General features: G+C 59.0%; 13 protein-coding genes. 8 read left to right on the top strand and 5 right to left on the bottom strand.

Going from position 1 to position 17,448, the window contains the following annotated elements:
* Nucleotides 1–43 precede the first annotated feature (43 nt).
* Nucleotides 44–1,147 (top strand): phosphoribosylaminoimidazolesuccinocarboxamide synthase, encoded by a 1,104-nt coding sequence (locus R5R33_RS05310; protein ID WP_318955005.1) that lies wholly within the window; start codon nucleotides 44–46, stop codon nucleotides 1,145–1,147.
* Between the two features lie 60 nt (nucleotides 1,148–1,207).
* On the opposite strand, the gene R5R33_RS05305 is transcribed toward R5R33_RS05310, so the two are convergent.
* The gene (locus R5R33_RS05305) at nucleotides 1,208–2,788 is read right to left on the bottom strand and encodes a DUF1254 domain-containing protein (protein WP_318955004.1); all 1,581 of its coding nucleotides are present in this window, start codon (nucleotides 2,786–2,788) and stop codon (nucleotides 1,208–1,210) included.
* A gap of 46 nt (nucleotides 2,789–2,834) precedes the next feature.
* On the opposite strand from R5R33_RS05305, the gene R5R33_RS05300 reads away from it, so the two are divergent.
* From R5R33_RS05300 to R5R33_RS05270, 7 genes are all read left to right on the top strand, one after another.
* Complete coding sequence (locus tag R5R33_RS05300; protein WP_318955003.1) at nucleotides 2,835–5,171, top strand: marine proteobacterial sortase target protein; 2,337 nt, start codon at nucleotides 2,835–2,837, stop codon at nucleotides 5,169–5,171.
* Nucleotides 5,168–5,785, top strand: coding sequence for a class GN sortase (locus R5R33_RS05295; RefSeq protein ID WP_318955002.1), 618 nt, complete (start codon nucleotides 5,168–5,170; stop codon nucleotides 5,783–5,785). The genes R5R33_RS05300 and R5R33_RS05295 overlap by 4 nt, the downstream gene beginning before the upstream one ends.
* Before the next feature lie 628 nt (nucleotides 5,786–6,413).
* A complete protein-coding gene (gene aceE, locus R5R33_RS05290) occupies nucleotides 6,414–9,083 on the top strand; it encodes a pyruvate dehydrogenase (acetyl-transferring), homodimeric type (protein WP_318955001.1) in 2,670 nt (889 codons plus the stop codon).
* A gap of 26 nt (nucleotides 9,084–9,109) precedes the next feature.
* Nucleotides 9,110–10,753 (top strand): dihydrolipoyllysine-residue acetyltransferase, encoded by a 1,644-nt coding sequence (gene aceF / locus R5R33_RS05285; RefSeq protein WP_318955000.1) that lies wholly within the window; start codon nucleotides 9,110–9,112, stop codon nucleotides 10,751–10,753.
* 295 nt (nucleotides 10,754–11,048) lie between these two features.
* Complete coding sequence (locus tag R5R33_RS05280; protein ID WP_318954999.1) at nucleotides 11,049–11,318, top strand: hypothetical protein; 270 nt, start codon at nucleotides 11,049–11,051, stop codon at nucleotides 11,316–11,318.
* An 82-nt stretch (nucleotides 11,319–11,400) separates the two neighbouring features.
* Entirely contained in the window at nucleotides 11,401–11,667 is a 267-nt protein-coding gene (locus R5R33_RS05275) for a hypothetical protein (protein WP_318954998.1), read from the top strand.
* Between the two features lie 61 nt (nucleotides 11,668–11,728).
* Complete coding sequence (locus R5R33_RS05270) at nucleotides 11,729–12,124, top strand: hypothetical protein (RefSeq protein WP_318954997.1); 396 nt, start codon at nucleotides 11,729–11,731, stop codon at nucleotides 12,122–12,124.
* A gap of 1 nt (nucleotide 12,125) precedes the next feature.
* On the opposite strand, the gene R5R33_RS05265 is transcribed toward R5R33_RS05270, so the two are convergent.
* From R5R33_RS05265 to R5R33_RS05250, 4 genes are all read right to left on the bottom strand, one after another.
* Nucleotides 12,126–13,472: a sensor histidine kinase gene (locus tag R5R33_RS05265; RefSeq protein WP_318954996.1), complete on the bottom strand. Its 1,347-nt coding sequence runs from the start codon at nucleotides 13,470–13,472 to the stop codon at nucleotides 12,126–12,128.
* Entirely contained in the window at nucleotides 13,472–14,818 is a 1,347-nt protein-coding gene (locus tag R5R33_RS05260; RefSeq protein ID WP_318954995.1) for a sigma-54-dependent transcriptional regulator, read from the bottom strand. Before R5R33_RS05260 ends, R5R33_RS05265 begins: the two co-directional genes overlap by 1 nt.
* A gap of 72 nt (nucleotides 14,819–14,890) precedes the next feature.
* The gene (locus R5R33_RS05255) at nucleotides 14,891–16,102 is read right to left on the bottom strand and encodes an ABC transporter permease (protein ID WP_318954994.1); all 1,212 of its coding nucleotides are present in this window, start codon (nucleotides 16,100–16,102) and stop codon (nucleotides 14,891–14,893) included.
* Between the two features lie 27 nt (nucleotides 16,103–16,129).
* Entirely contained in the window at nucleotides 16,130–17,443 is a 1,314-nt protein-coding gene (locus R5R33_RS05250) for an ABC transporter permease (protein WP_318954993.1), read from the bottom strand.
* Nucleotides 17,444–17,448 lie beyond the last annotated feature (5 nt).

The raw sequence follows: 17,448 nt of genomic DNA, 5'->3' as shown, positions 1-17,448 counted from the left end.
GCACTGTGCGGTCAAGCCGCAGAACTAGCCATAGGAAAGACCCATGAGCCTTGCTGACAAAGTACTGGCAGTGAACAACGATTTGCCGATCCGCACCGACAAGCCTGTGCATAGCGGGAAGGTCCGCTCCGTGTACTGGCTGACCGAGGCGGACAGCCGCCGCCTGATCGAAGAGAAGGGCTACCCGGTAGCTGCAGATGCACCGCTGGCGGTGATGGTTATCTCCGACCGCATCTCCGCGTTTGACTGCATCTGGACCGGTGAGGGTGGTCTGCTGGGCGTGCCGGGCAAGGGTGCTGCCCTGAATGCGATTTCCAACCACTGGTTCAAACTGTTCAAAGAACAGGGCCTGGCGGAAAGCCATATCCTGGATATCCCGCACCCGGGCGTGTGGATCGTACAGAAAGCCAGTCCGGTGAAGATCGAGGCGATTGTGCGCCAGTACATTACCGGGTCCATGTGGCGCGCCTACAGCAAGGGCGAGCGCGAGTTCTGTGGGATCGAGATTCCGGGCGGGCTGCAGAAGGACCAGAAGTTGCCAGAGCTGCTGGTCACCCCATCCACCAAGGGCATTCTCAAAGGCATCCCCGGTGTTCCGGAAGCGGACGATGTGAACATTACCCGCAAGAACATCGAAGACAACTTCGCGGCGTTTAATTTCCGCAGCAAGGGCGATATCGACCTGTACGAAAAGCTGCTGAAAGAGGGCTTTGAGGTTATCTCTGCAGAGCTTGCGAAGCTGGATCAGATCTTCGTAGATACCAAGTTCGAGTTTGGTTACGTGACCGATGCGGACGGCAACGAAAAGTTGATCTACATGGATGAGGTGGGTACTCCGGACTCTTCCCGTATTTGGGATGGCGAGGCCTATCGCAATGGCAAGATTGTGGAAAACTCCAAAGAGGGCTTCCGCCAGGCATTGCTGAACTACTTCCCGGACCCGGATATCCTGCTGAACAAGGATCGCATGGATGAGCGCGAGGCGCTGGCACGCGACAACGTGCTGCCCGAATCCATGCTGATGGACCTGTCCCGGACTTATGTGGGTATTGCTGAAAAAATCATTGGCGAGAAACTGGCGATCTCCGACAACCCGAAAACGGAAATCATTCAGGTGCTCCGTGACGAGTACGGCTTGATCGACTGATTGGCCCCCAATAAAAAACCGGCGCTTGCGCCGGTTTTTTTATGCGTGAATGGCCGACGCCTAATCTGCAACTTCGATACGCGGAGGACTCCAGGTGCCCTTTCCGGGAGGGAGTACCGAGGGGGGATCTGTTTTTGGCCAGTACAGGCGCATGGCCAGATAGATTGGTCCGTCCGGCGCGGGTAACCAGTTGGATTCAAGATCCGCACCGGGCGAGTCCTTCTGAATGTAGATGGTTACCGAGCCATCATCGTTTTTCTTCATGCCTGGCAGCATGGGCGAATTGATCAGGTATCGGTTGATCGGGTTTTTGATCAGCAATTGGCTTTTGCCGTCGTACATGGTCACAGACCAGAAGGCATTGACCGGTGGCAGTGCGCCCTTGGCAAAGGTGAGCGTATATTTGTACTTGCTGCCATCCAGTGGTGCACCTTTGCCATCGCTCCGGGTCATCGGGTAAGTGGCTTCCTCGGCATCGTTACCATAAATTCCCGCACTGGCTGCTGCCGCGCGCAGCAGCCAGTCGCCATGGTAAAAGGCGCGATCGCCAAAGGCCGCGGCGATATTCCAGCCGTTTATTTTGGCGCCAATGCTATCCACTGCCATGGCGATTTTCTGCTGCGCCTGACTGATGCCTTCTGCAATAGCTTTGCGCTGTTCCTCAGGCAGGTCATTGATGGAAAATTTTTTGTCAGGGCCTAAGCCGATGCGCGCCAGTTGTTCGCGAATGTCCCTGTCATCAGGATTCGGCGGTATTAGCTGAAGTACAAAATCCAGGTACGTAAAAAAATCGGACTGCATGGATTGTTTGTCGATTTTGGGGAAATCAATTTTCTCGGCGGCGGGTGGTGCCTGCTTGCCCAGAAAGGCCGACAGCGGCTGTGCCTTGTATTGGGCCTGGATCTCCCGCACGTTCTGGATATCTTTCGGGTTGAACAGTTGGGTACGGAATATGGCCTGTGAAAAATCCGAGCCGGCAACAAATACCTGGTTGATGCCCGGCGGCTTTTCTCCCTGCCAGCCCGGGCCCGCGATCATATAGTTGCCCGCGCCATTACCGGTGGCACGGCTGCCGATGTAGCCGTAATTGAACGTGTTGCCATCCACCAGCTGGATCGAGTAGTAGCGCTTGTTGTCGATTGCCGGCACGGATATGACCATGGGTTCGGCCCGTAAATCCATCCACAGCATGGAGTAGGGCGTGTCACTGTTGGGAGTGACCACGGCCGTATCTTTGTATGTGAACACATTGGCGGCATTGCTGAGTGTATTGAATGGGGCTTTGTACTGGCCGGAATCCTTGTCGATGGTGAACTCATACATGACGGCATAGTCCATGACGAGTGGCAGTCCGTAGATATAACCTTTCTCCGCAATCTGTTTGGTCTCCTCTGCTGTAGGCCAGGGTTGCGCACAAAGTGACTGGCTGACTAACCCGACCCAAAATGCCGCGAGTAAAAATATTGCCCGCGTGGGCCGTATCCAGTTTGCTGATGCCATAGGGGAGTCCCCTGAAACTGCTTTAGGTTGGGAAGTCGGCAAAGTGTAGTGTGTCGAGCGACCATGCCCACAGATTGGCCGTGCCACAATTCGCCATAATTGATCTCGGCCTTGCCCGGATTGCTCCCCACTGCCGCCCACTTACAGCTGTTTAATGCCTCTATTGATGAAAACTCTGGAGGCACCAGTGAACCGTCCCTTTTTCCATGCACCGCGCATTCACCGCGACCTGTTGATTCTTCCCGCCGATGAATACTACCGCCGTCGCTACCGCAAAAATCGCACCGGTAGCTGGTTGCTGCTGCTGGTGACCACGATTGCCGTGCTTCTGGCAGCGGTGGGCGCCAAAGCCCAGGAGACGGATATTGACGTCAGCCCGGCACAGGGGGCGGAGTTTGAGAGCGTGGGTATCAATGACTCCGCTAGTGGCGACCTGCTGTTTCAGACTTCGGAAAAAGGTCGCTACATTCCCGCCATTCACCTCGGCACTGAAGTGGAAATCAAAGTGCGCGGCTTGGTGGCCGAAGTGGAAATTCACCAGACTTTTTCCAATGCTTCGGACAAGTGGCAGGAGGCGGTCTATGTACTGCCGCTGCCAGGAAACGCGGCAGTAAACGGCATGGAAATTGTGGTTGGTGAGCGGCGTATTGTCGGTGAGGTACGCGAGCGCCAGCAGGCGCGAAAGATCTATAAAGAGGCGCGCGAGGCGGGCAAGCGTGCGGCACTGCTGGAACAGCAGCGCCCAAACCTGTTTACCAGCCGTGTCGCCAATATCGCACCGGGTGAAAAGATTGTGGTGGAAGTGCGCTACCTGCAGACCCTGCGTTTTGATACCGGCCAATTCAGCCTGCGCCTGCCCAGCACGCTGACACCGCGCTATATGCCGGGCATTCCGGTCGCTGCGCAGCAGCAGGTAAATCTCAACGCCCACGGCTGGTCGTTCCCCACCGATCAGGTGCCAGATGCAGACCAGATTTCTCCGGTGATGCTGCCGGTGAGCGAGCTGGCGGAGCAGGGCAGTCATCAGATGAAGGTCCAGATTGATCTCGGCATGGGCTTGCCGCTCGCGGATATTTACAGCCCGTATCACGAAATCGATTTCCGCAGCGAGAGCGACCATCGCTACACCATCCGCCTGAAGCAGGGCAGCGTGCCCATGGATCGGGATTTTGCACTTTACTGGCGACCACAAGCTTCAGCGATGCCGGCGGCGGCGATGTTTGCCGAGCAGTCGGCGAAGGATTCCACCCAGCATCTGCAGTTGTTGCTGTTGCCGCCCCAGGGCAGTACCAGTGCGCGCAAACTTGCGCGGGAAGTGGTGTACGTGGTGGATACGTCCGGCTCCATGGGCGGCTACTCCATTCGCCAGGCGAAGGAAAGCCTGTTGCTGGCGCTGTCGCGCCTCACTGTGGCGGATCGTTTCAACGTGATCGAATTTAACAGTGACTACCACACCCTTTATCCGCGCCCACTTGCGGCGACTCCGGATAATATCCTGCGCGCAAGGGACTGGGTGGAATCCCTGGATGCCCGCGGCGGCACCGAGATGGCGCCAGCCCTGAAAGAAGCACTGTCCCAGCAATTGAACGACGAACCCGGCGAGCTGGTGCGCCAGGTAATTTTTATCACCGACGGTGCGGTAGGCAATGAAAGCGCGTTGTTTGAGTTGATTCGCCAGCGCCTCGGCGAGGTGCGCCTGTTTACTGTGGGTATCGGATCCGCACCCAACAGTTTCTTTATGACCAAAGCCGCGCAATACGGCCGTGGCAGTTTTGTGCACATCGGAGATCTCGACGAGGTGCAGGCAAAAATGGGCGCGCTGTTCGAAAAGCTGGAGAGCCCACTGGTGACCGACCTGCAGGTGCAGTGGCCCCGCGGAGTAAAAGTGGAAGGCTATCCGCAACGCCTGCCAGACCTGTATCGCGGTGAGCCGGTACAGCTGGTGGCGCGGTTTGAAGATGGTGCACTGGGTAGCAGCGGCATGGGGGAAATCAGGATTAGCGGCCGCCTCGCGGGGCAGCGTTTTACCCGCAACCTGTCGCTGTCGCAATTGACTGTGGATAACTCTGGCAATGGCATCGGCAGTCTGTGGGCCAGAGAGAAGATTAGTGCGCTCAGGGACGAACAGCGTGAACGCGGACAGCTGCGCGACATGGAAGCCGAAGATCCACTGCGTGAGCAAATTCTTAAGCTGGCGCTGGACTATCAACTGGCCAGCCCCTACACCAGCTTTGTCGCGGTGGAGCAGACACCGGCGCGCCCGGCGTCCGAGTCACTCAAATCCAGTCCAGTGCCGAATGCGGTAGCGCACGGCCAGGTCCAGCAACCGTTCACTTACCCCGCTACCGCCAATGGCATATATGGCCAGTGGCTTCTGGCGGCACTTCTTTTCGGTCTGGGCGGGCTGCTGCGGGTATGGCGTGTGTATATCGAGCGCAATTTGCGCCGGGTACTGCGCCGTCTGTTACCCGATCTGCGCAATCACAGGGCGCAGGGTGGATTGGGACAGGAGCAAGTGCAGTGATTCCTCTCGGCAAAAGTGTGCGCTGGGTATCCACACTGCTGATTTGTGCCGGACTCTGGCAGCTGGGTGGTGGCACTTGGATACTGCTCAAGGCTGAGCTGGCGCAGTACCTGATCAGTGACTCCTGGCAGCGCCAGCTCAGCAGCGGCGAGATTCACAAACCCTGGCCCTGGGCGGATACCTGGCCGGTGGCACAGCTGAAGCTCGGCAACGACAAACCACTGGTGGTATTGCAGGGCACCAGCGGCCAAGCCCTGGCCTTCGGGCCGGGGATGTATGAAACCGCTGCCACGTCACCGGGAGCCAGCGCCGGCGCACCGGTGACCGTCATCGCCGCGCACCGGGATACCCATTTCCGCGGGCTCAATCGCCTGCGCCCGGGAATGCCGGTGCAACTGCAGGGGAGCGATGGCCGATGGCACAGTTTCCGGGTGCAGGGCGCGCAGGTGGTCGACAGCCGCAGTGGCGCTTTACCGGCGTTTGCGCGCACCGGCACTGTTCCTGGCCTGATTCTGGTGACCTGCTATCCGTTTGATGCAGTGGATGCCGGTGGTCCGCTGCGCTATCTGGTTTATGCGGAATATTCGGAGCAGCCGACAACCGTGCAGCTGTGAGGCGGTCGCCGGCATCGGGGATTGCCGATCCTTTGGATTGCAGCGTCAAATTTGGGGAATTGCCGTAGCTGGATGCGACTGTCCGTCGAAACCCGGTGGACTTGGTACGGGCGTGACCGGGATGAGATTCTTGGACTCTATTTTGTAATAAAATTTCTCGCATTCACGGCAAAATCATCCGCTGAAGCCGCGTTGTGAAAACTATTTGTTTTGGAATTTGGTTTTATTTGTTACTAATTGTCCTATCTGGTAAATCGTTTGTAGTAATACTACAATCGCCTCCGCTTGCTAATGCAGGTCTGTTAATTGAGGACAGTTACAGCATGCTAGGTGCTGTAAGCGGTCCAATTTCTGCTTAACTGGCCTCGTAGCACTATCGAATTCAATGCCGAATTCAGTCGAGCCGGCCAAAAACCGGCGGTATTCAGGTCGCTCAGTCCCTCCTTGGTCACTACAGTGCTGAAACACTGATCAGTGAACGCTGCTTTTCCGCCATTTGTGGCGGTGAATTGGCGCATGAGGAGCCAGATGTGGGAGTGAACTCCCGCGCATAAGGTACTGTTGCGCGTCAAAATTCTGACCATAAAAAACACCGACTCGACGTCGTACTTTCGCCGAGGAGCATTTGATGCACGAAGAAACCGACATTCAGGAAACGCAGGAATGGCTTGACGCGCTGCAGGCGGTCATCCGCCACAGCGGCAAGGAGCGCGCTGCGTTCCTGATCAAGCAGCTGTCTGACCGCGCCACCAATATTGGCGTACAGCTGCCGGCGGCCATTACCACCCCGTACCGCAACACCATTCCGGTGCAGGCGGAAAAACGCATGCCCGGCGACCTGTTCATGGAGCGTCGTATCCGCTCCCTGATCCGCTGGAACGCGCTGGCCATGGTGGTGCGCGCCAACTCCAACAGCGACAGCCTGGGCGGCCACATCGCGAGCTTCTCCTCCGCGGCCACCCTGTACGACGTTGCCTTCAACTACTTCTTCCGCGGCAACGAGGGTGAAGAGCGCGGCGACCTGATTTTCTTCCAGGGCCACAGCGCGCCGGGCATCTACGCCCGCTCCTACCTGGAGGGTCGCTTCGATGAGGACAAGCTGGACAACTTCCGTCGCGAAGTGAACGGCCAGGGCCTGTCTTCCTACCCGCACCCGTGGCTGATGCCGGACTACTGGCAGTTCCCCACCGTATCCATGGGCCTCGGCCCGATCCAGGCGATCTACCAGGCGCACATCATGCGCTACCTGTCCGCCCGTGGCCTGTCTCCGCGCGGCGATCGCAAGGTGTGGGCATTCCTGGGTGATGGCGAGTGTGACGAGCCAGAATCCCTGGGTGCAATCGCCCTGGCTGGCCGCGAGAACCTGGAAAACCTGGTGTTCGTGGTCAACTGTAACCTGCAGCGTCTGGATGGCCCGGTGCGCGGCAACGGCAAGATCGTGCAGGAGCTGGAAGGCGTATTCCGCGGTGCCGGCTGGAACGTGATCAAGGTCCTGTGGGGCCGTCTGTGGGATCCGCTGTTCGAGAAAGACGACAAGGGTCTGCTGCAGAAGGTCATGGACGAGACCGTCGATGGCGAGATGCAGAACTTCAAGGCCAACGGCGGCGCCTACACCCGCGAGCATTTCTTCGGCAAATACCCCGAGCTGGAAGAGATGGTCAAGGACATGTCCGACGACGAGATCATGAAGCTGAACCGCGGCGGCCACGACCCGTACAAGGTCTATGCAGCCTACGCCGAAGCCATGGCGAGCAAGGGCAAGCCCACCGTGATCCTGGCGCAGACCGTGAAAGGTTACGGCCTGGGTTCCGCCGGCGAAGCGGCGATGGATACCCACAACGTCAAGAAGATGGACACCGAGGCGCTGAAGCGTTTCCGCGACCGCTTTGCGATCCCGCTGACCGACAAGGAAATCGAAGAGGTTCCCTACTACCGTCCGTCCCCCGACAGCCCGGAAATGAAGTACATGGCCGAGCGTCGCAAGGCGCTGGGCGGTCCGGTTCCGTCTCGCAGCGTGGACGTGGCGAAGCTGGAAATCCCGGAACTGGATGCCTTCAGTGCCATCACCAAGGGCTCCGGCGATCGCGAAATCTCCACCACCATGGCGTTTGTACGTCTGCTGTCGGTGCTGGTGAAAGACAAGAACATGGGCCAGAACGTGGCGCCGATCGTGCCCGACGAAGCCCGTACCTTCGGTATGGAAGGTCTGTTCCGTCAGCTGGGTATCTACTCTTCCCAGGGCCAGAAATACACTCCGGTCGATCACGGCCAGATCATGTATTACAAGGAAGACAAGAAAGGCCAGGTGCTGGAAGAGGGTATCAACGAAGCCGGTGCCATGTCCGCGTGGATGGCTCTGGCTACTGCCTACAGCAACCACGGCGTGCCCATGGTGCCGTTCTACATCTACTACTCCATGTTCGGCTTCCAGCGCATTGGCGATCTGGCCTGGGCGGCAGGCGACATGCAGGCGCGCGGCTTCCTGGTAGGTGCCACCGCCGGCCGTACCACCCTTAACGGTGAAGGCCTGCAGCACCAGGACGGTCACAGCCACGTGATCTCCGCCACCATCCCGAACTGTAAGAGCTACGACCCGGCCTACGGTTACGATCTGGCGGTAATCATCCGTCACGGCCTGAAAGAGATGTACGAAGAGCAGAAGAACCTCTTCTACTACGTCACCATCGAGAACGAAAACTACCTGCAGCCGGAAATGCCGCAGGGTGTGGAAGAGGGCATCATCCGTGGTATCTACAAGCTGGAAGGCAACTCCCGCAAGGCTGGCAAAGGCAAGGCGGCGAGCAAGCATGTACAGCTCGTGGGCGCCGGTTCCATCCTGCGCGAAGTACTCGCCGCCGCGGACATCCTCGCCACCCAATTCGGTGTGACTTCCGACGTGTGGAACCTGACCTCCGCCACCGAAGCGGCCCGCGAGGCCCAGGACGTGGCGCGCTGGAACATGCTGCACCCGACCGAAGCACCGCGCACCGCGTGGATCAGCGATCAGTTTGCCGGCAACGAGAACCCGGTGGTGATTTCCACCGACTACATCCGCGCTTACGTAGAGCCGCTGCGCGAGTTCATCGATGGCGACATGATTGCGCTCGGCACCGACGGCTACGGCCGCTCCGACAGCCGTGAGCAGCTGCGCCGCTTCTTCGAAGTGGATCGCAACTATGTGGCCATCGCCGCGCTGACCGGCCTGGCGAAGCAGGGTGTGATCGATGCCAGTGAAGTGGCGGACGCCATCAAGAAACTGAACATCGATGCGGAAAAAGTTAATCCGCGCCTCGTTTAAGGTCCGCTGAAAAGGAAACTAGAGATATGGCAAAACAAGTCATTAAAGTGCCCGATCTCGGCGGCGCCGATCAGGTCGATGTAATTGAAATTGCCGTTGCTGTGGGGGACACAGTGGCGGAAGAGGATGCGCTGATTGTCGTCGAAGGCGACAAGGCCTCCATGGACATACCCGCGCCGCTGGCCGGCAAGATCCTGAGCATCTCCGTCAAGGTGGGTGACAAAATCTCCGAAGGCGATGTCATCGGCGAGATTGAGGTTGCCGGCGATTCCGCGCAAGCGGAGGAAGCGGCACCGGTCGCCGAAGCGGCCGCTGCTCCGGCACCGGTTGCGGCGCCCGCGCCGGCCCCTGCTGCTGCGCCCGCAGGCGCGGCGGTGGAGCAGGACATCGTGGTACCGGACCTCGGCGGCGCCGAGTCTGTGGATGTGATCGAACTCTCCGTTGCCGCCGGCGACGAAGTGGGCGAGGGCGACTCCCTGATCGTGGTGGAAGGCGACAAGGCCTCCATGGATGTTCCCTCACCGGCAGCGGGCACCATCGTGTCCCTGTCCGTGAAGGTGGGCGACAAGGTTTCCACTGGCGACGTGATCGGTGTGATGAAGGCCCAGGCCGCTGGTGCTGCAGCACCGGCGCCTGCAGCGGCCCACGCTCCCGCGGTGGCACCGGCAGCTGCCGAGGTGGCTGTGGCGGCCTCCCAGGAACCGCCGGCGGCACCGCAGAAAGATCCTCACCTGGAGCGGGATCACTCCCCGGCTGCGGAAGTTTACGCCGGCCCCGCCGTGCGCAAGCTGGCGCGCGAGCTGGGTGTGACCCTGAACAAGGTCAAACCCTCCGGCCCGCGCAACCGTGTCACCAAGGATGACCTGCACGCCTATATCAAGGAGCAGGTGAAGAAGGCGGAAAGCGGTGCGGTAGCTGGTGTTGGTGGCGGCATTGGCATCGCGCCGATGCCGGAGATCGACTTCAGCCAGTTCGGCGCGGTGCGCACCGAGCCGATGAGCAAGATCCACAAGATCACCGCGGCCAACATGTCGCGCAACTGGCTGAACGTGCCCCACGTTACCCAGTTCGACGACGCGGATATCACCGAGCTGGAAGAATTCCGCAAGTCCATGAAAGCGGAAGCGGAAAAGCGCGGGGTGAAACTCACCCCCGTGCCATTCCTGCTGAAAGCGGCGGCGGCAGCACTGCGCGAAGTACCGAGCTTCAACGTATCCCTGCACAACGATGGCGAGCACATCGTGCACAAGGATTACGTACACATTGGTATGGCGGTAGATACCCCGAAAGGTCTGATGGTCCCGGTGATCCGCGACGTGGACAAGAAGGGGCTCTACGAGCTGGCAGAAGAAGCCACCGCAATGGCGATTGCGGCGCGCGATGGCAAGCTGAAACCCCGCGATATGCAGGGTGCCTGCTTCACCATCTCCAGCCTCGGCGCCATCGGTGGCACTGGCTTTACCCCGATCGTGAATGCGCCGGAAGTGGGTATCCTCGGCGTTTCCAGGCTGGCGGTGCGCCCGGAGTGGAACGGCAAGGAATTCGTACCGCGGCAGATGCTGCCGCTGGCGCTGTCCTACGATCACCGCGCGGTGAACGGCGGTGATGCGGGGCGTTTCCTGACCTACCTGTCTGCAATGCTCGCCGACGTGCGTCGACTGCTGCTGTAATCGACGGCACCGTGCCTACTCAAGAACGCCGGTGGGGAAACCCGCCGGCGTTTTTTTATGCGTGCAATTTGGCGGTTTCCGACGCCTCAACGTCATAGGTTGACGCCGTATCTCCCGCGGCTGTCGCGTAATGTTTGCTGCAGTTGAATCCCGCGCTTTTAATTCTGGTTAAAAGCTGTACAGCGTCGTCGAACACGTCCTGATGACTAAACTGAAAATACAACAGGCGGGTCCCGGGATAGGACACTCCGGGCATGCCGAAGTGGTGCAATGCGAATCGCGAGGTAGTCGAGTCATGAATCGCTCAGGGATCGCAGTGGTGGCAATGAGTGTCACCCTGTGCTTACAAGGTTGTATATTCGTACCCTTCGAAAATGAACACAGTTACGACCCGTTCTTCTTCAATCCGGACGACAAAAGCCAGACCGCAGATTTCGTTGAGGTGGGGAACTACCTTCCCAATACCTCTGCGCCGCCTGCGGCCAGTCGCCAGTGTTCGACAGATGTTGAAAACGCCAGGGTGGGCTCTGCCTGCTGGTTTTTCCCGGTGATGCGGGTCTACTAATTCCCGCAAATAACTCCGGATTTCATTACGACCTTCCTGTTCGGCAGGTCGCAGTATCAAGGTCCCATGGCCAGGAGGCTCCATGCGCACACCCGTGATGACTCTCTCCCTGTTGGCGGCAGCCACACTTTCCACTTCGTTTCTTGCCGCCTGTGGAACCAGTAGCGTGCGCGATCAGGTGGTCTACCCTAACAGTGCGCCCATTCCCCGCGCGCAGGAAGAGCAGAAAACCAATTACGGCGGCTGTCCCGGCGATGCCGAGGAGCTGGCACCGGGCTCCATCTGCCCGGCCTCGGCCCAGTGCTACGAAATTGCCGGCGGACGCCGCTGTATCGTTTACGAGAAGTAAGCCTGCGGAAAACTGCCGGGATTGGGCAGGGAAGCCCATTGGTGTTCACAGAGGATGTGCGATGAAATTGCGCCTGTTTGCCCTGTTCGCTACTGCTCTCTTTGCCGGTTGTGCCGGCACTGCAAGCAACATGGACAATGTCACAAGCCTGGACGGATTCTGGTGTGACCTCACCGGTAGTCCTGCCACCTACTATCAGGGACGGCTGCCCGAAAACCTGACGCCGCTGTATCCCCGCAATTGCTTTGCCGGCGACTCGCAAATCCCAACGGCCAGCGCCTGCCTCACCGGCGATACCGTCTGTTATCAACTGGATACCGGTAACTGGTGTACCGCGGGCGTCACACCCCAGTGCCCCGCCGGCAGCGCGCCGTTGACCATGGATGCGCCATGCCCCGAGGGCGGTCGTTGCTGGTTGTTCAGCGAAGGCCTTCGCTGTTACTCAATTGACGCCTAGTTCATACCTTAGGAGACCAGGGTAGCCAGATACTGACCTGAAGGCCGCCGTCGCTGCGGTTATGCAAGCGAATCTGGCCGCCGTGGGCATCGGCGATTTCCCGGCACAGGGCGAGCCCGAGTCCAACCCCCTGCGGTTTGGTGGAATAAAAGGGGAGCAGCGCCTGTTGCAGCACCCTGTCGCTCATGCCGGCGCCGCGGTCGGCAACCGTAAGCAATTGCCCGTGCGCGTCGGTTTCGATGCGCAGGGTTATGTCCTTTTGCTCGCTGCCGGATTCCGCGGCATTTTTCAGCAAGTTCAGCAGTGCCTGTTCTATCTGCGCCGCATCGAAATATCCGGGGCGAGAAGGCAGCTCGCCCTGCAGGGTAAAAGGCTGTAGCGGCTGCAGTCTCGCGACCAATCTGCTCCATGCGACCTCTTCACAGGCCGGCGCCGGCAATTTGGCGAAGCGTGCGTAGCCCTGGGTAAATTCCGTGAGGTGACGACAGCGATCGGCGATAACGTCGAAAACACCGGCCAGCTGTTGCGCGTGCAGGTTATCGGGCAGCATTTTTTCCGACAGTAATTTGCCACTGTGCGCCATGGACGAAATCGGTGCGAGGGAATTGTTGAGCTCGTGGCTGATCAGGCGGATTACCTTTTTCCACACCTGCACTTCCGCCCGCGTTAGTTCCCTGGTCATTTCCCGCAACAGAATAAGGCGGTGTCGCTGGGAGTTGAGGACAAAGGTGCTGTTGCTGATATGCAGTGTCTGGCTGCTCTCTCCATCGAGATAGCTGATGAGTCCTTCACGCTGCTGCTCTATGGCCTGGGCAATCTCCGGCGGGCAGTGCGGAAACACCTGTTGCAGCAGGTGGCCCTGCAGGGCTTTGCCGCCGTGGAGCAGGTGGCGGGCGCTAGTGTTGGCATAGATGATGTGTTCACCCTGATCCACCAGCAGCAGCGCCAGTGGTGAACTCTGGATTACGGTATCCAGCAATAATTCCCGCTGGTGAATGTGCGCGCGTTCCCGTCTCAGTATTTCGCCCACTTCGTTATACAGGCGTGCGAGATGGCCCAGTTGATCATTGCGGTTCAGTGCGAGGGATATGGAAAAGTCGCCGTCGCGAAAATTGAGCAGGCCGCCCTCCAGGCTTTGCAGTGCGCGATTCAGATTACGGGTGAGGGGGCGCAATAGCGCGAACGCCAGTATAAGCGCGAACAGCAGGCCGGCGCTCCAGGCGAGAGCGGGCTCGGCGCCGAGCGTTAATAATCCGAAGGGAATACCGGTACCCAGTGCCACCGCGATCAGTACTGTGGCGAAGAGTTTTCCTTCCAGCGAAACCCGGGAGCGGGCGATACGAGGCATCAATAGGGAATTCCGTATTTGTCCAGCCGCCGGTACAGGGCCTGGCGGCTGAGGCCCAGTTCGCGCGCGGCCTGGGCGATGATGCCGTTGCAGTTGGCCAGTGTCTGTTCCAGTAATTCCCGGCTGGGTTCGAAACTGTGCTCGGGGATTTTCGATTGCGTATCTTCCGGCAGTGCCAGGGTCGCCTCCTCAATGGTATCGCCCCTGGTGAGTACCGCAGCGCGCTGCATGACATTCTGCAGTTCGCGTACATTGCCGGGCCAACTGTAGCGCATCAGGCGTTGCTGTGCGGGGGGCGAAAGCTGCTTGCCGCTGGCGGTGAGAAACGCGCGCGCGAGCGGCAGGATATCTTCCGGCCTTTCCCATAGCGGTGGCAGTTTCAGTTCAATCACATTCAGACGGTAGAACAGGTCCTGGCGGAAGCTGCCATCGCTGATCATCTGCGGCAGGTCGCTGTTGGTGGCGCTGATAACGCGCACGCGAACCTTGCGGGTCTGGCTGCTGCCGAGGCGCTGGAATTCCCCCGTCTGCAATACGCGAAGCAATTTCACCTGGCCGCTGGCAGACAGCTCACCGATTTCATCGAGAAACAGGGTGCCGCCGTCGGCGGCCTCGAATCGGCCCTGACGCATTTTGTTGCCCGCGCCGGTATAGGCCCCGGCTTCGGCGCCGAACAACTCCGCTTCCATCAGCTCTTCCGGCAGTGCGCCGACGTTGACCTTGATGTAGGGACCATCTTTGACGCTGGAGTTGGCCTGGATAACGTCGGCAATCTTTTCCTTGCCGGCACCGTTGGGGCCGGTAATCAGTACCGGTACATCGGAGTGCGCTACTTGAGTGGCCATTTCCAACAAGGATTGGATCTGCTGGCTGCGGTAGACGATACCCTGCAGGTCAAATTGCTGTTGCAGTTGTTCCCGCGCCTGTTGCGCGCGGCGCTGGGACTGGCGTTGCTGTTGTTGCAATTCGTGCAGTTCCAGCAGGTTTTTGATCGTGGCGATGAGCTTGTTGTCGTCCCAGGGTTTTCCGACATAGTCGGCGGCACCGGCCTTGACCAGCTCCACGGCCATTTCCAGTTGGGTCCAGGCGGTAAGCAGGATGACCGGAATGTCTGGCTGTAACTCGCGCAGGGCGAAAAACAGAGCTCGCCCTTCTTCTCCGGAGGTGGTGTCGGCGGTGAAGTTCATGTCCTGGATGACAAGACTGATGTCCGGGTTTTCCCGCAGCAGTTGCAGGCCGGCCTGGGGAGTTATGGCACTCAGGGTTTCGATATCGTGGAGGGACAACAGCAGGGAAAGGGCAGAGATGATGCCGGTGTTGTCATCTATGACAAGAACTTTATCCATAATTCCATTTCGGGCTGCAGGAGAGAACGGGCGCGGGCGCCCGTTCCGGTAGGGGAGATAGTGTACCCTGCTTTATACACTGCGTGTGGCGGTTGCCGGTGAGATATTGGCCGCGCGCAACGCCGGGATCAGGGATGCTGCCAGACTTACCACGAGCAGAGCCACTGCGCAGGAGACGGTAATCATCAGTGGCAGTACTGGCTGGTCGAATTCCCTCACCAGGAGACCGTTGAAAATCTGTGCGGCAGCGGTTCCCAGGGCAATACCGGTGGCCGCGATCATCAGGTTTTCCAGCAGGAAGTAGCGACAGATGGCGGTGCGGGTGGCGCCCAATGCGCGACGCACGCCGATCTGCTTCTGGCGCTGGGTAATCCAGAATACGGTTAGTCCCACGATGCCCAGGGCAACGATAAAAGTCAGCAGAATGACGACGCCGCTCAGTACCTTGACCATCGTGTTGTCACCGGCGTAGTACTGAGCTTTTTCCTCTTCGATCGTGTGCGAGTTGATGACGCGGTTGCCATCGCGCTCGGCCAGCTTTTCCTCGACCAACTTCTGCACCTTGTCGCGCTGCCCAGGTTCGGCGCGCACGATATAGTGGAACCAGCGGTCGGTGATGGCCGGATAAAACGCACCGCGACCGGCCACGGAGGAGTTGGGCCAAGGTCCCAGGTTGCGCTCTACGATGCCGACAATCTTGATCGGATGGTCGTCACCGCCGTTGAAAAACACTTTGCCCAGCACATTGCCATTGCTCTCGGGAAATAGGTCATCGGCAAATTTCTGGGTCACCACGGCGATTGTCGGGCGATCGTTGCTGCTGGGGCTGATTTTCATCACCTCTTCGGGGTAAAACCCGCGGCCGGCGACCAGCTTCATACCCAGTGCATCGATGAAGTGTTCATCCATGGTGTAGTAGTTGGCACCCGTCGCGCCGGTTTCCTTGTTCGGTTCGGAATAGAAACCACTGGCAGAGCCGCTGCCGGAAAGCGGTACTGCATTAGATACGGAAGCGCTTGCCACACCCGGTAGGGACCGGATCATGTCCATATCCTGGCGGAAGGCGCCGTACATGTCGTAGTCCTTCGGGATCGCCATGAAATTGAAAGTGACAATGTCATTTTCGGCGATACCGGTGGGCCGCGACATGCGTTCGGTGCGTTCGTTCATGACCACTAGCGCATTGCTGACGATGGCGAGCGTGAGCCCCAGCTGTAGTGCAATCAGCAGTGCGGAGACTTTGTGGCGCCACAGCGCCGATAAAATGGGTCGCAGTTCCAACATGGTATTTTCCTTTCTGCTTGCGCTGATTTACTGGGTTTTCAGGTAAATGGACGGATTGGTGCGGCTGATACGCCAAGCCGGGTAGAAACCGGCAAGCAGGCTGGAAATCACTGCGAGCCCAATCGCTGCCAGCATCATGGTCCAGTCCATGGAGGCAACGCGATCCATATAACCCATCTGCAGCTGTCGAATCAGCGCCAGACCGGCGAGTGTCAGCAGGATGCCACCTAACCCGCCGAGCAGGCCGACACAACTGCTTTCCACCAGATGCTGACTGAACACCGCGTTGCGGCTGGCACCGAGCGCGCGACGCACACCGGCTTCCGGTGCCTTGCGCAGGAATTTTGCCAGCAGCAGCGCAACCGCGTTCACCAGGCACACCAGCAGGAAGGCCAGTGACAGCCAGTTGAGCATACGGTCATCACCGTCTACTACCTCGTTCAGCACCAACCATTCGGACGGTTTGCTGAGGCCGAATTTCAGCGGGCGCGGGAAGCGTCCCTGTTCTTTCTGTTCGCGAATGTAGCCGGTGAGGAAATCCCGATAGGCTTCGATCTGCTGAGGCGTATCTAGCTGTACCCAGTACTGCAGCCATACCATGTCGCTGTTCAGGCGATCTTCATAGCTGTTGATCTCTTCGGACTTCCAGCCATTGGTGTTGCCCCAGGGGTAAATCTCAAACGTGCGGTGCAGGCCGAACGGCAGGAACACTTCGGCGGATTCGTTGAAGTGGCCGTTATTCAGGTCGTGTACCTTGGGACTGGGCTGCCAGTGCTCGGTAACCCCCACCACCGTGAAGGGCACACCGTTAAAGTTGACGGTGCGTCCGACGCTGTTTTCGCCACCGAACAGTTTGTCGTTGGTTTCCTTTGACAGCACCAGTTGTTGAACCGGGCCCTGGTCCGCTTCGGCTGACCAGGTACCTCCGTAAATGAACGGAACACCGAACAGGGCGAAGAAATCGCTGCTGGTGACCCTGGCATCGGCGGTAAATGGACGGATATCGGAATCTTCCAGAGAAATGGGCCCCCCCCACCGGTGCATGGCAACCTGGTGTGTTGGAATGTCCGAGCGCAGCAGGTTCACTGAATCCTGATAAGTAAGCTGCCAGGGCATTTCACTGGGGTTATCCGACGCTTCGTGGGGATCCCAGCCGTCCAGCTGCACGGCATACAGCACGTCGTCTTTGGCGGCGAGTGCATTGCGCGACATCATGTAGTTGAGGGTCAGAGTGGTCATGGCTGCGCCGACACCGACAGCGATGGCCGCGACCATCAGTGCGCTCAGCACCGGTGTGCGGCGCAGGCTGCGTATTGCGAGCGAAACGTAATATCCAAACATGGTCG

Origin of the sequence: Microbulbifer pacificus (assembly GCF_033723955.1) — a bacterium.
Taxonomy (GTDB): Bacteria; Pseudomonadota; Gammaproteobacteria; order Pseudomonadales; family Cellvibrionaceae; genus Microbulbifer; species Microbulbifer pacificus.
Note: the sequence above shows the minus strand (reverse complement) of the source record. Positions and strands in the feature narration are given on the sequence as shown.

Bases quoted from the DNA above. Each gene is read 5' to 3' on its own strand.
- aceE (WP_318955001.1), top strand. From the start codon at position 6,414: ATGCACGAAGAAACCGACATTCAGGAAACGCAGGAATGGCTTGACGCG.
- aceF (WP_318955000.1), top strand. From the start codon at position 9,110: ATGGCAAAACAAGTCATTAAAGTGCCCGATCTCGGCGGCGCCGATCAG.
- R5R33_RS05255 (WP_318954994.1), bottom strand. From the start codon at position 16,102: ATGTTGGAACTGCGACCCATTTTATCGGCGCTGTGGCGCCACAAAGTC.
- R5R33_RS05280 (WP_318954999.1), top strand. From the start codon at position 11,049: ATGAATCGCTCAGGGATCGCAGTGGTGGCAATGAGTGTCACCCTGTGC.
- R5R33_RS05265 (WP_318954996.1), bottom strand. From the start codon at position 13,472: ATGCCTCGTATCGCCCGCTCCCGGGTTTCGCTGGAAGGAAAACTCTTC.
- R5R33_RS05310 (WP_318955005.1), top strand. From the start codon at position 44: ATGAGCCTTGCTGACAAAGTACTGGCAGTGAACAACGATTTGCCGATC.
- R5R33_RS05250 (WP_318954993.1), bottom strand. From the start codon at position 17,443: ATGTTTGGATATTACGTTTCGCTCGCAATACGCAGCCTGCGCCGCACA.
- R5R33_RS05275 (WP_318954998.1), top strand. From the start codon at position 11,401: ATGCGCACACCCGTGATGACTCTCTCCCTGTTGGCGGCAGCCACACTT.
- R5R33_RS05270 (WP_318954997.1), top strand. From the start codon at position 11,729: ATGAAATTGCGCCTGTTTGCCCTGTTCGCTACTGCTCTCTTTGCCGGT.
- R5R33_RS05260 (WP_318954995.1), bottom strand. From the start codon at position 14,818: ATGGATAAAGTTCTTGTCATAGATGACAACACCGGCATCATCTCTGCC.